Annotated in this window: 12 protein-coding genes; 10 read left to right on the top strand and 2 right to left on the bottom strand. The window is 49.8% G+C overall.

Annotated features, from left to right (window positions below; genetic code table 11):
* The first annotated feature begins 138 nt into the window (after positions 1-138).
* Positions 139-1,428: an extracellular solute-binding protein gene (locus H583_RS0117670; RefSeq protein WP_028561633.1), complete on the top strand. Its 1,290-nt coding sequence runs from the start codon at positions 139-141 to the stop codon at positions 1,426-1,428.
* A gap of 152 nt (positions 1,429-1,580) precedes the next feature.
* Here the strand turns inward: H583_RS0117670 and H583_RS0117660 are convergent, their stop codons facing one another.
* Positions 1,581-2,678, bottom strand: coding sequence for a hypothetical protein (locus H583_RS0117660; protein ID WP_028561632.1), 1,098 nt, complete (start codon positions 2,676-2,678; stop codon positions 1,581-1,583).
* Positions 2,679-2,807: 129 nt separating this feature from the next.
* A complete protein-coding gene (locus H583_RS0117655) occupies positions 2,808-3,044 on the bottom strand; it encodes a DUF2626 domain-containing protein (RefSeq protein WP_028561631.1) in 237 nt (78 codons plus the stop codon).
* A 254-nt stretch (positions 3,045-3,298) separates the two neighbouring features.
* Between H583_RS0117655 and H583_RS0117650 the strand changes: the two genes are divergently transcribed.
* The 9 genes from H583_RS0117650 (at position 3,299) to H583_RS33300 (ending at position 13,069) form a co-directional block, all read left to right on the top strand.
* A complete protein-coding gene (locus tag H583_RS0117650) occupies positions 3,299-3,946 on the top strand; it encodes an RsfA family transcriptional regulator (protein WP_028561630.1) in 648 nt (215 codons plus the stop codon).
* A 176-nt stretch (positions 3,947-4,122) separates the two neighbouring features.
* Entirely contained in the window at positions 4,123-5,100 is a 978-nt protein-coding gene (locus H583_RS33305) for a ketopantoate reductase family protein (RefSeq protein ID WP_051236573.1), read from the top strand.
* Positions 5,101-5,244: 144 nt separating this feature from the next.
* Positions 5,245-5,628, top strand: a complete 384-nt coding sequence (locus H583_RS0117640; RefSeq protein WP_028561629.1) for a DUF3397 domain-containing protein — start codon at positions 5,245-5,247, stop codon at positions 5,626-5,628.
* 133 nt (positions 5,629-5,761) lie between these two features.
* Entirely contained in the window at positions 5,762-7,423 is a 1,662-nt protein-coding gene (bshC, locus tag H583_RS0117635; RefSeq protein ID WP_028561628.1) for a bacillithiol biosynthesis cysteine-adding enzyme BshC, read from the top strand.
* 46 nt (positions 7,424-7,469) lie between these two features.
* A complete protein-coding gene (locus H583_RS0117630; protein ID WP_028561627.1) occupies positions 7,470-8,735 on the top strand; it encodes an adenosylhomocysteinase in 1,266 nt (421 codons plus the stop codon).
* A gap of 203 nt (positions 8,736-8,938) precedes the next feature.
* A complete protein-coding gene (mraZ, locus tag H583_RS0117625) occupies positions 8,939-9,376 on the top strand; it encodes a division/cell wall cluster transcriptional repressor MraZ (protein WP_028561626.1) in 438 nt (145 codons plus the stop codon).
* 21 nt (positions 9,377-9,397) lie between these two features.
* Positions 9,398-10,348, top strand: coding sequence for a 16S rRNA (cytosine(1402)-N(4))-methyltransferase RsmH (rsmH, locus tag H583_RS0117620; RefSeq protein ID WP_028561625.1), 951 nt, complete (start codon positions 9,398-9,400; stop codon positions 10,346-10,348).
* A 49-nt stretch (positions 10,349-10,397) separates the two neighbouring features.
* Positions 10,398-10,760: a cell division protein FtsL gene (gene ftsL2 / locus H583_RS0117615; protein WP_028561624.1), complete on the top strand. Its 363-nt coding sequence runs from the start codon at positions 10,398-10,400 to the stop codon at positions 10,758-10,760.
* A 29-nt stretch (positions 10,761-10,789) separates the two neighbouring features.
* Complete coding sequence (locus tag H583_RS33300) at positions 10,790-13,069, top strand: penicillin-binding transpeptidase domain-containing protein (RefSeq protein WP_051236570.1); 2,280 nt, start codon at positions 10,790-10,792, stop codon at positions 13,067-13,069.
* Positions 13,070-13,115 lie beyond the last annotated feature (46 nt).

Genomic DNA, 13,115 nt, shown 5'->3' with positions numbered 1-13,115 from the left:
TCGGGGCACAGCTTTTTGTTTGCAGAAAAACTTATCATCTCTCACATGCTTTTCGCATCTGAATTTACGGAGTTTGTAATAGAGACTTAACAAGACATTCCGGCCGATTGTTGTTAAAATAAAAAGGTGAAACCGCACATGCGTGAAGGACGGAGGGGAAGCTTGTTGTCCCGCAAGAGATATTACATTATGCTGCTGAGTCTTCTAATGCTGTTCATAGTGGTAGGCTTTCCTATGACCGCAGGACCTGTGAACCGGATCGCAAAATGGCCGGGTTCAGAGCCGGAAAAGGTGGATCAGAACGATGAGTCAGAGAAAAACGATACTAAAATTATAGATGTAAACGTTTCCTTGAATGAGTCGGAATTTGCAGCTCTGCAGCGGCTTAGCATCGATTTTACAATGAAGCATCCCGAGATCAAGGCAGAGCTTGTCAATTTGCCTGCTGCCCGTACATATGAGCATTTGAAGCAAAGCGCCTTGCTCGGGGAGGCGCCTGATATTATGCTGCTGAACAATAGCTGGGTCACTGAATTCGCCGCTTCCGGGTTTTTGAAAAATGTGGATTCAATGTTTGCCGGGGAGACGTTCTCAGACGTTCCTGCCGGCCTTCTCCAGCCATTGAAGTGGAATGGCTATCTCTGGGGGGTTCCCAAGGATGCTGATCCACTGGTGACCGTCTGGAGCGCCATGCTTATCAAGGAAGCAGGCGGATCGTCTCTTCCCCGGAACTGGGGGGAATTTGAGTCGCTTGTTCAAGCTATTGGGGCCATAGACAGCAGACGGGCGGCATTGCCCCAGTGGGCTGCCTTTAATCCGGACTCTTTGGAGCAGCTCCTGATATGGGCATCTTCTTTTCAGGGTCCGGATGGTGATCCGGTCAATATGACCAGCTTCCCGAAAAAGCAGAGAGAACTGGTACATGGGCTGGACGCCATGCGCAGCAAGGGAATGCTGATGGAAAGCACAGACAGCACCCGTCTGTTGGACAGCCTGCTAAAAGGCAACTTATTGTCTGCGGTGCTGCCCTTGTCACAGCTTTATTCGAATTGGCCTGCCTATGCCGGGAAGCTGATTGTGCAAAATCAAAATCCCGATCAGCCGCTTTGGCTTAATGGACGGAGCTTTGCATTATCGGCCAAAACCAAGTGGCCCGACGAAGCAAAAGCCTGGGTTGAATATGTCACTGATCCACAAAAGCAGCAAATCGCTTTTAAAGGTTTCGGCAAGCTTCCGGCCCGCAAATCCGTGTATGGGGTCAACGGGCTTGATCCTATTTCGCCAACGCTTCACAAGCGTCTGGGGCTTTTGTCCAAGGTCCGGATGGATGCCGCCTGGCAGCAGCAATACAGCCAAAATGGTCAACTATGGAGCCGCTGGCTGAACGGGGAAGTGAATGCGGATGAACTGCTTGGAGAGTGGCAGTGAGCGCCAGCATACAGCAAGCAGAAAAGAAGCCGGATAAAATGTCCGGCTTCTTTTCTGAGAACATAAGCATTTATATTTCTTTTCTTTATAAATGTCTTCTATTTCTACGCGAAACGAAGCTTTTGTCTGTCAAAGGACGGCTTTACGCTTGATTACAGTTTAAGTTTAAGATGAATAATCATTTCTTTATCCAATATTTCTACGCTCTCGGCTTGAATCAGTTTCACAATCAATTGCGGGTAGAAGCTGAGATCAAATTCTTCCTCCAGCGCCTTGCGGGTTGTGTCCGGCAGGGACAGACCGTTGAACATCAGTTCATCAACGTGGAATCGAATGGCATTTTTTGGTTCGTTTTCAATGGTATAATGGCCGCTTACGGATACAGAAAGCCCTTCGCGCTGACCGTTTACCTGAATGTTGTCCTTATGGAACTCGAAGGAGAAGTTTTGGAACATTTCGTTTTGCTGCCGCAAAAATGTATTCAGGGCATCTTCCGGTACCCGGACTGTGTAGTCGAAACCTTTCATTTTCAAATAATCCGGATTGTCCTTCAGCCAGCCGGGCAGCTCCTTCATCGCTTTGGAAAGGGCGCGGAAATATTGCTTGACCTCTGAGAGGCCGACCGTCTGCCAGTAGCTGTTCAGTTCCTCGATGAGCCTTCTGAGCCGCTCGCTGTCGGGAGCTGCGGCAAGATCTTGATTGATTTCCTGTTCCAGCTTTGCCAATCTTGCCCGCTGTTCAATCAGCCGCTTCTCAATCTCTGCAAGCTGAAGCTGGCGGTCATTCAATGTCTGACGCTCCTTCTTGAGTTGCTCAAGCTGGGCGGCATATTCTCCAAGCACCTGCCTGTCCCGGGCAAAGATCCATTCAAAATAGTCCATGACGACCAGCAAATCCGTCAGTTTATTAAAGGAAAGCAGGGCGCCAATCAACACATCACGCTCGCCTGTATAATAGGCACGAAGTACACGGCCTGCATCCTCCTGGCGCTGTACGCGCACTTCTTCTTTGGCAGTAATGCTTTTTTCTGTTTGTTCTGATTGGAGCTGCAGCTCCTGTTTGGTCCGGTTGACTCTCTCGATCTCTTTGTCAATTTCTACAACCGACAGGCTTTTCTCCAGAAGCTGGCGGGTTTCCTCATCTGCAGGCCGGGCAAAGACAGGCACAATAGCCAGGCTTTGAACAGTCCAGATGAGCACAAGCAGCGATAATGCAATGAGAGCGGCAGGACCCCAGGCAGTTCGTGTCACCGGCAGTTCCCCCTTTTACAAGTATGACGGGACTAGTCTATGCTGCAAAATGCCATAATATTTCCACCTGAGGATAAAGAAACAGCCGGGCAGGAGCCCGGCTGTTTGACGTACATTGAGATATGGAATTTAGAACGGCAATCCCATTTCAAAGACAGACCAGTACGTGAAGCCTGCAAAAGAAAGAATCATGTAACCCCAGAACATCAATATGTAGGTTCTTTCTGAAAAGTTCAAGTATCCAAGCAGTACGAACACTGCGGTCTGGGCAAAGAACAGAATCGCCATCTCGATCATGTGACCTGCATATGCCATAAGTCCGATTACCAGTGTCCAAAAACCAAGTACCCGAAACATACGTGCCATTATTCCAACCCCCCTGTCGCACTTACTCAATAAAGCAAGTCTTGACACAATTCTATCCAACATTATACCTGCCGAGCTCTCCACTGTAAACCATTTCATTAACTTTATTACTCATAGTTTAACCCATTTCGCTGCAAACGATGTATGAGCCTTTAAAAATTTGGAAATACAATTTAGTATCGATAGATTCTATGAACTCTACCAAGGGCATAAAGATATATGGAGGCCCTTTAACGTTAGGAGGTTTTGGTAGCATGACAGCAGTCAGACAAGATGCATGGAGTCCAGATGATGATTTGATTCTGGCGGAGGTTACATTGCGCCATATTCGGGAAGGCAGTACACAGCTTTCAGCATTTGAGGAAGTGGGGGAGCGGATAGGCAGAACGTCAGCAGCCTGCGGGTTCAGATGGAACAGTTGCGTCCGCAAACGGTATGAGGATGCCATCCAGATGGCGAAGCAGCAAAGGCAAAAACGTAATTATTTGCGCAAGCAGTCTTTTCCGGCTGTCCCGCATGTATCCGCAGTCGCAGTGGAGCAAGTCCAGCAATCGTATGAAAAAATTGAAACTGCGGCAGAGGAAGCAATCACCATTGATGCGGTCATCCGGTTTTTGAGAAGCTGGAAAACAACCTATCAGGATCTGACCCGCCACATCAAGGCACTGGAGAAAGAACTGAAAGAAAAAGACGAGGAACTCTTCGAACTGCGGGTTGATAATGAAAGATTGTCCAAAGAGGTTAATAACGTTCAGATTGATTACCGTACAGTTAACGATGATTACAAGACTCTGATCCAGATTATGGACCGTGCGCGCCGTCTGGCGAGCATGAATGAAGAGGAAGAAGTAAAGTCACGCTTCAAAATGGATGCCAACGGCAATCTGGAACGGATTGAGTAGCTGGCAACAACCGCGTTATTAAAAACCGTCCGAAAGGTACGGTTTCCCTGAGCGGCAGCAGAGAGAGCTGCATATTACAGGAGAAACCGCACTTCCGGACGGTTTTTTATGTAGAATAGAAGACAGTCTAAAATTGGGAGACAACCCTAACGATATAGAAGAAAAGAGGAGCAGAGATGAATCATATTATCATTGGCGCCGGCGCAATCGGGATGCTGATGGCCTCCCGGCTGTCCTTGTCCGGTCAAGATGTTTGGCTGTGGACCCGGTCGCAGGAGCAGGCGGTGAGGATCGGAGATGGCGGGATAAAGCTTGCCGGAGCTTCTGGAGAAACGGAGAAGGCAGAACCTCGCCTGGTCCGGGTTCAGGCGAGCTCGTTTTTTCTGCCCTCAGCAGAGCTGGCTGTCGGGGAGAGAGAGGAAATGGCCGTCTGGCTGACTGTGAAGCAGACGCATTTAAATGATGCATTTATACTTAAGCTTAGGCAGCTTTTGCCTCCGGGCGCTTTATTGCTCTGTATGCAGAATGGGATTGGCCATATTGAGAGACTGAAAGAAGCACTCGATAAGGTAGAGGTGATTCCGGTAATCACGACCGAGGGAGCGCTGACGGAAAAAGGGGGAACACTTGTCCGGCACACCGGACAGGGGCAGATCCATATCGCCGAATCAACCTCTGCAGAAGCCTTCGCCCTGCAAAAAAAATTGATGATTAGCTTGAAAAAGGCAGGAATCACAGCGTTTTTGTCGAAACAATTGGATGACCGGATTTACCAGAAATTATTAATCAATAGTGTTATAAATCCTCTTACAGCCCTTTATCAGGTGAGAAACGGTGAGCTTCCGGAAGACCCGGTGCGGCTGAAGCTGATGAGGGCACTGTATGAGGAAGGCATACATATTGTTCGTGCTGCTGGCATGACGTGCAGCGGGAAGGAATGGGAGATGCTGCTGGAGGTGTGCCGGAATACGGCACTTAATGAATCCTCCATGTTCAGGGATGTACGCAGCGGGAGAGAGACCGAGATTGATTCCATTAATGGCGGGCTTGCAGCGCTGGGAAGGGAATTCGGTCTCCCGGCTCCTTTGAATGCGGCGATGCTTTCAATGGTCAAGGCACTTGGTTTCATGCAGACAGAAAGTGCCGGCTTTTGAATATACAAATTTATCCCGATTTCTGCTGCCGCATGAAAAATAGCAGAGCCTGGCTTTGCAGCAAAAAGCTGCTTGGTTAACGATCCGTTCAACTTATACAGCCTGAATTTTAGAAATTTAGACTTAGAAAGGGGCGGAGTCATCATGCAATGGCTGGTAAAAGTGTATGCATTTCTTGCAGCGGTTCCCATTATACCTTTTATAATTATTTATTTTGGCTCCAAAGCTGCAACGGGGGACAAAAAGAAAGCAGTTCGTTTGGCGATGGACATTACGACAGCCCTGCTGATCGGCTGTGTCGCCGTGCTGTTTGATATGGTGTTCAACAGTTCATTCGGCATTTTCGGAATTTTGCTGCTGCTGCTCATTGGCGGCGGGTTGATGGGCAACCTCCAGCACCGGACCAAGGGCGCGCTTGATATCAAACGCATTACCCGTGCCGTTTGGCGGCTAAGCTTTTTTATGATGAGCGTAATGTATATTTTGCTTATGCTGATCGGCATAGGGCAGAGCTTTGCCAAGGTATAGCCGCCCCTAAGAAGCGGCCTGCTGTTGCGATGTGATGCTGGGAAGGATTTTGTGCTTTGACGGTTTCGACCTCCGTTGTGTACAATCAATTCAGTACCAGAGGAACATATCGACTGGAGGGTAAGGCAGGGACATGAGTGGGTTAACTATAAACATGCCATCGGGTCAGCCTATCACCGATGCATATATGTATAAGACAGATCCGAACGTGCTTAAGCTGTTCGGTTATCATTGGCAGGAGGAGGGCCACTGGGCAGCCAGAGCCGAAGAGCTTTGGAAGTCCGAAGCGCCGCGTGCGGACCGCGCTGCTCTTGCCGGAACGCTGGAAGCTTACAACCGGAAGCATGGCGCATCAGATGCTGCCCTCGCACATATTCAAGAACTTGGCGACGGCGCTCTTGCTGTTGTCGGAGGCCAGCAGGCAGGTTTGTGGACAGGACCTCTATTGGTCTTATATAAAGCGGTAACTATTATTCAGAATGCGGCGATGGCCAGAGAAAAGCTGAATCGTCCTGTCATTCCGGTGTTTTGGATTGCAGGCGAGGACCATGACTGGGAAGAAGCCGGCCATACGTATCTGGTTTCAGGCGAGCCCAAGCTGCGCAAGCTGGAGCTTAAGCGGCCAAAGGGAGCGAAAACTTCGGTCAGCCGCAGTATAATCAGCCAATCTGAATGGAAGCAGGCGATTGAGGAACTGGCTGCGTTGCTGCCGGATTCAGAGTATAAGCCTGATCTTCTGGACCGCTTGTGCGCGTTTACAGACGGGTCTGATACTTTGTCCGATACGTTTGCCAGACTGCTCGCATGGCTGTTCGGGCCATACGGCCTGGTAGTAATGGATGCTGACGATCCTGCGGTACGCAGGCTGGAAGCTCCAATGTTCGAGTGCCTGATCAGGAACAATGAAACGTTGCAGACCGCTTATGAACGTTCAGCCGCCCAGCTTGAAGAGCATGGCTATCCGGCCCAGGCAGAGATTGCGCCGGATGGCGCCAATCTGTTCTTGTTCGGCCAGGGCCGGGGCGGTGATGATGATTTTAGCGGAGACCGGATGCTGCTTATGCGCAGCGGTGATCAGTTCGGAGACCGCAAAGGATTTGTCAAACTGAGTACAGACGAGCTCCTGGAGGTGGCGCGGAAGCAGCCTGAGCGCTTGAGCAACAATGTGCTGACGCGTCCGTTGATGCAGGATTATCTGTTCCCGGTGCTCGGTACCGTATTGGGTCCGGGTGAGATTGCTTATTGGGCGCTGACCTCGGACGCATTCAAGGAACTGGGAATGCGGATGCCAATCATTGTTCCGCGCCAATCTTTTACATTTGTGGACCGTACCGTACAAAAGTATATGGAGCGCTACAGCATGACGCTGGATACGGTTATGCATGCTTCCGAGCAGCACAAGTCGGACTGGCTAAGCCGTCAGGACGGGCTGCAGCCAATGGATGAGGCTTTTGATGAAATCAAGTCGCAGCTTGCTGCAATGTACGAACCGGTTTTGAAAAGTCTTGCTTCTTATGGCCAAGACATTCAGGCCCTCGGCGAGACGAATCGCAGCAAAGTATTGGAGCAGCTTGAGTTTATGAAGTCCCGGCTTTATTATGAGCGAAGCAGGCGTCATGATGACGCGCTACGTCAGATGGAACGGGTACAATTACAGTTGTGGCCGCAGGGCAAGCCGCAGGAGCGGGTGCTGAATATGATCCAGCTTTGGAATCAGACCGGCCTGCATTGGCTCGAATCCCTGCTTCAAAAGCCTCATGATAATGATTCCGGCCATCGGGTCGTATACTTATAAAAGCATCAACGCACCATATATCACCTAATACGGGAGGAAATCGCCAATGAGTACAACAAAAGATAAAAGTATTGTAGCGGACTTATCGCTTGCTCCGGAAGGACATTTGAAAATTGATTGGGTTCAGGCCCATATGCCGGTATTGAACCGCATTCGCGAGCAGTTTGAGAAGGAGCAGCCGTTCAAAGGACTTAAAGTTTCAATTTGCTTGCATCTTGAAGCCAAAACCGCTTATCTGGCCAAGGTAGTTCAAGCGGGCGGAGCAGAGGTAACCATTACAGGAAGCAACCCGCTATCCACCCAGGATGATGTATGCGCGGCGCTTGTCGAGGACGGGATTACGGTATTTGCCAAGTACAATCCTGAGCCTGCAGAATTCAAACAGCTGATGATTAAAGCGCTGGAAACTAAGCCGGACCTGATCATTGATGACGGCGGCGATTTTGTCTCAATCCTTCATTCGGAGCGCCGGGACCTGCTTGAAGGCATTCGCGGCGGCGCGGAAGAGACGACAACAGGTATTGTGCGCCTGAAAGCACTGGAAAAGGACGGCGCGCTTAACTTCCCGATGGTAGCTGTCAACGATGCGTACTGCAAACATTTATTTGACAACCGTTACGGTACAGGCCAGTCCGTATTTGACGGTATTAACCGTACAACGAATCTGGTAGTAGCAGGCAAGACGGTTGTCGTTGTCGGTTATGGCTGGTGCGGTAAAGGTGTTGCGATGCGTGCCAAAGGCCTTGGCGCGAACGTAATCGTAACCGAAATTGATGCGATCAAGGCTGTTGAAGCCTATATGGATGGTTTTGCTGTAATGCCGATGATTGAGGCAGCGAAGCTGGGCGAATTCTTCGTTACCGTAACCGGCAACCGTGACGTTATCCGCAAAGAGCATTATGAAGTTATGAAGGACGGCGCTATTTTGTCCAATGCCGGCCACTTCGATATTGAGGTTAACAAGCCTGAGCTTGAGGAGCTGAGCTCCAGTAAACGGACCGTTCGCCGCAATATTGAAGAATATCAGCTGAAGGACGGACGCAAAGTTTATCTCCTGGCTGAAGGACGTCTCGTCAATTTGGCGGCAGGAGACGGCCATCCGGCAGAAATTATGGATATGACATTTGCGCTTCAAGCCATGTCACTGAAGTATGTCAATGAGCGTTATGAGGAAATCGGCAGCAAAGTTGTCAATGTACCTTATGAGCTTGATGAAAAAGTTGCGCGTTTCAAGCTTGAATCGTTAGGTACGGGTATTGATACATTGACCGATGAGCAAAAAGCTTACCTCGACAGTTGGGAAGAGCACTAATAATCAATTTGTTATGCTTGCCTGCTTTCTAAAAAATTTCTAACATAAGAGCCTGTTCGATAGGTTTTACAGGCTCCCAGTAAATGGTTTTAAAAATCCTGCTTATTTAAGCAGGATTTTTGTTTTATATGGCGAATAGTTCAAGCTAAGTGGTGACAAGTGGGGGAAAGTGGTGGATTAGGGGAGAAGGGTGGTTGGCCGCGATGTTTATGGGGGAATACCAGCATAGTATCGATGATAAGGGCCGGCTCATCGTTCCCGCAAAATTCCGCGATACCCTTGGAGCCTCTTTTATCGTCACACGCGGCCTCGACAACTGTTTGTTTGTCTACCCGCAAAGCGAATGGTCACAGCTCGAGCAGAAGCTGAAGTCACTGCCGCTGATGAAGTCAGATGCCCGTGCCTTTACCCGTTTTTTCTTTTCGGGAGCTACGGAATGCGAACTGGACAAGCAGGGCAGGGTGAATTTGCCAGGCAATTTGCTTGCCCATGCCAAGCTGGAAAAGGAATGTATTGTGCTGGGCGTCACCAACCGTGTTGAGATTTGGAGCAAGTCAATTTGGGAAAGCTATTTCCAGCAGTCCGAGGAAGCTTTCAATGATATTGCGGAGAAGCTCGTTGACTTTGATTTTAACTTTTAATATAAGCCAGGAGGATAAGGCGTGTTTGAACATATTACGGTGCTAAGAGATGAGGCAGTCGACGGTCTGGCGATCAAGCCTGATGGTATTTACGTGGATTGTACCCTTGGCGGAGCCGGACACAGCGAGCTGATTGCCTCCAAGTTGGGAGAAGGCGGCCGTCTGATTGCATTCGATCAGGATGATTGGGCGCTGGATAATGCGCGCAAGCGTCTTGCCCCATACATGGAGCGGGTTACGCTTGTGCGAAGCAATTTCAGGGAATTGGAACGCAGGCTGCTGGAGCTGGATCTGCCGGTCAAGGACGGGATTCCACAGGTAGATGGTGTGCTGTTTGACTTGGGTGTATCAAGTCCGCAGCTGGATGAGGCGGAACGCGGCTTTAGCTATAATCATGATGCGCCTCTTGATATGAGAATGGACCAGCAGGGAACGTTGACAGCAGATGAGATCGTAAATGAATGGGATGAGCGGGAGATTTCCCGAATTCTTGCCGATTACGGCGAGGAGCGGTTCGCCCGCAGTATCGCCCGACACATCGGGCAGGCGAGAGCCAAAGCGAGGATTGCTACGACGGGAGAGTTGGTCGAACTGATCAAGGCAGGAATTCCTGCTGCTACACGCAGAAGCGGCCCGCATCCGGCGAAGCGATCCTTCCAGGCGCTCCGGATTGCTGTCAATGATGAATTGGGAGCGGAAGAGGAAGCGCTGCATCAGGCCGTGCGCTGTCTTGCGCCGGGGGGAAGAGCTTCTGTAATAACCTTCCATTCGCTTGAGGACCGGATTTGCAAACAAATATTTTCCCAGTATTTAAAACGCTGCAGCTGCCCGCCGGATTTCCCGATGTGCGTATGCGGCCAAGAGGGCAGCTTGAAGTTAATTAACCGCAAGCCGATTGTCCCGGGTGAGGAAGAGCTGGAGCAGAATCCGAGAGCCCGTTCGGCCAAACTGCGCGTTGCAGAGAAACTATAGAAAAAGGGACACAGTCCCATTAATTTGATCGATAGAAAGGGGAAAATGAATGGCTTACATGCACGGTAATCTGGCGCTCAAGCCGAAGAAGCAGCCTGAGCAGCCAAGAGCTCCACGAAAACAAACCGTCGTCCGCCGCAAATCGATTCCTGTTCAAGAAAAACTCCTCTATCTGTTTACTATTTTAGTCTGTGTATTTGTGGCGGGAACCATCATTTTCCGGTATGCGCAAATCTATCAGATCAATCTGGATATTAAAGAAGTTAACAGGCACCAGACTGAAATGTCTGCGGAGATCAAGGAATTGCAAAAAAAGGTAGAGCAGCTCAGCGACCCTGAGGTGATTCGTAAAAAAGCTTTGGAACAAGGCATGGTACAGTCCGAGGAGCCGATCACGGTGAAGGTGAATTAATCCCGATTAATAAGCAAGGATGAGGTGCAATGACGAAACGAATCAAGCTGAGAACATTATTGGTGGGAGGGGTCATCACCCTCCTTTTTCTTGTTCTGATCATACGTGTTTATTTTGTGCAGGTGGCCCATGCGGATTTCTGGTTGAGCAAAGCCAGGGAGACCTGGGCAACATCGGAAAAGTTGAGAGCTGTGCGGGGAACGATCACGGACCGGGACGGCAATATTCTGGCCATGGATGCCCCGGCATACACCGTCTCCATTAATCCGAATATTCTTCATAAGCTAGGCATTGCAGACAAGGTTGCAGAACGGTTTCACACAATACTCGGCAAATCGGTCGAAGGCCTGCGCAATGACGTGAATGCCAAACGGGATAACGGTGAATATGTAGTTAACCGTGAAATTCATAATGAAGGCTGGAAGATGGATAAGGAGATGGCAGATCAAATCAGGGAGTTCCGGGATGAGCTCCGGGAACAAACCAAGCAAACGAATGTGGGAATTTCGCTGGTAGACGATCAGAAGCGCTATTATCCTAAAAATTCAATGGCATCGCATCTGCTTGGTTATGTACAAAAAAATGATGAGGCTGTATATGGAATTGAATCTCTCTATGATGATGTGTTAAAAGGGCAGGACGGCTATATCAAGTACGAGAAAGACGGCAAGCGCGTTCAGCTTGCTGATGGTGATGTGGAGTACAAGCCTGCTGTTGACGGGAAAAATTTGACACTGACCATCAATACGGAAATCCAGTATTATGTGGAAGAGGCCATTAAGGAATCGTACCAGAAGTACAAGCCCAAGAGCATTACGGCAATTGCTGCCGATCCGAATACAATGGAGATTCTCGGGATGGCGAGCTACCCGAACTTTAATCCGAATCAGTATTGGGAAACGAAGGACCAGGCGGCGTTCTATAATCAGCCGGTCAAACAGTTGATTGAGCCCGGTTCAACCTTCAAAATTGTGACGCTGGCGGCTGCCGTGCAGGAAGGGCTCTTTAATCCGGAAGATGAATATGTGTCAGGTTCGATCAAAGTTCCGGGGGCTACACTGCGTGATGTCAGACGCGGCGGATGGGGAACAATTACTTATTTGCAAGGGCTGAAGTATTCCAGTAACGTTGCATTCGTTAAGCTGGGCTACGAAAAGCTAGGCGCCGAGAAGTTCAAAAGCTATATTCATAACTTCGGCTTCGGGGAAAAGACCGGTATTGAGCAGCCTGGAGAGCTGAAGGGAAGAATTGATTTTAACTATCCGAGTGAAGTGGCGACAGCTACTTATGGTCAAGGGAAAGTACAAGTAACCCCGATTCAGCAGGTGGCGGCTGTTGCTGCGGTTGCCAACGGGGGACGGCTCATGGAGCCGCATTTGATCAAGCAGATTGAAGATCCGGTGACGAAGACGACCCAGGTTGTTCAGCCCAAGGTCATTCGTCAGGTTATTTCGGAGGAAACATCGAAGAAGGTTGGGGAGTACCTGGAGCAGGTTGTATCCGATGGTACCGGACGCAATGCCCAAATTGAAGGGTATCGCGTAGCGGGGAAAACGGGAACTGCCCAGAAGGTTGTTAGCGGTGGCAAAGGGTACTCGGAAAATAAATATATCGTATCCTTTATCGGATATGCGCCTGTGGAAAATCCGAAGCTCGTCGTATATGTTGTAGTGGATGAGCCTAATGACCCGAACGCGGGCGGCGGCAAGGTAGCGGCTCCGGTATTCCAGAGCATTGTAGAAAAAAGCCTGCGTCACTTAGGCGTTATGCCGAATATTACGCCGGAGCAGCAGGAGGGGCAAGAACGCAAAAAAAGCGTTATTCTGCCAAATGTAGTCTCCATGAAGATTAGCCAGGCTGGTGCTGAAATGCAAAAGCAGGGCGTCAACTTTGAGATCGTAGGCAAAGGTAAAACGGTGCTGCAGCAAATACCGAAGGCAGGCACTACGGTGCCGGGCAATCAGCGTATTTACCTCATGACTGAGGAACGCAAGCAGATGGCCATACCGGATATGCACAAGCTGCCGTTGCGGGATGTGCTGGAGGTGTGCTCGCTGCTCGATGTCAGATGTGTTACGGAAGGAGAAGGCTTCGTCATCTCCCAGGAACAGGAGGCACAAGGCAAAGATACCGTGCTTAAGCTTAAGCTGGAGCCGCCGGATGGCGTTCGTGAAGAGACGCAGCAGGGGACGGACGGTGAAAGTTCCGGTACTGGCGAGGATCAGAATGATGCGGAAAATGAGAATTCCCCGGATGGCGGGACTAATAATCAGACGGACGGCGAAGTAGCAGCAGATTTGCCGGGCTAGCCCCAGACAGGCAGGTCAACAGTGACTGCCTGTCATGCTTGTTCTA

It is taken from the genome of Paenibacillus pinihumi DSM 23905 = JCM 16419 (assembly GCF_000422505.1).
Lineage (GTDB): Bacteria > Bacillota > Bacilli > Paenibacillales > Paenibacillaceae > Paenibacillus_D > Paenibacillus_D pinihumi.
The sequence above is the reverse complement of the archived record's forward strand: the minus strand, read 5'-3'. Positions and strand labels throughout refer to the sequence as shown.

Bases quoted from the DNA above. Each gene is read 5' to 3' on its own strand.
- H583_RS0117670 (WP_028561633.1), top strand. From the start codon at position 139: ATGCGTGAAGGACGGAGGGGAAGCTTGTTGTCCCGCAAGAGATATTAC.
- H583_RS0117655 (WP_028561631.1), bottom strand. From the start codon at position 3,044: ATGGCACGTATGTTTCGGGTACTTGGTTTTTGGACACTGGTAATCGGA.
- H583_RS0117650 (WP_028561630.1), top strand. From the start codon at position 3,299: ATGACAGCAGTCAGACAAGATGCATGGAGTCCAGATGATGATTTGATT.
- H583_RS33305 (WP_051236573.1), top strand. From the start codon at position 4,123: ATGAATCATATTATCATTGGCGCCGGCGCAATCGGGATGCTGATGGCC.
- H583_RS0117640 (WP_028561629.1), top strand. From the start codon at position 5,245: ATGCAATGGCTGGTAAAAGTGTATGCATTTCTTGCAGCGGTTCCCATT.
- bshC (WP_028561628.1), top strand. From the start codon at position 5,762: ATGAGTGGGTTAACTATAAACATGCCATCGGGTCAGCCTATCACCGAT.
- H583_RS0117630 (WP_028561627.1), top strand. From the start codon at position 7,470: ATGAGTACAACAAAAGATAAAAGTATTGTAGCGGACTTATCGCTTGCT.
- mraZ (WP_028561626.1), top strand. From the start codon at position 8,939: ATGTTTATGGGGGAATACCAGCATAGTATCGATGATAAGGGCCGGCTC.
- ftsL2 (WP_028561624.1), top strand. From the start codon at position 10,398: ATGGCTTACATGCACGGTAATCTGGCGCTCAAGCCGAAGAAGCAGCCT.
- H583_RS33300 (WP_051236570.1), top strand. From the start codon at position 10,790: ATGACGAAACGAATCAAGCTGAGAACATTATTGGTGGGAGGGGTCATC.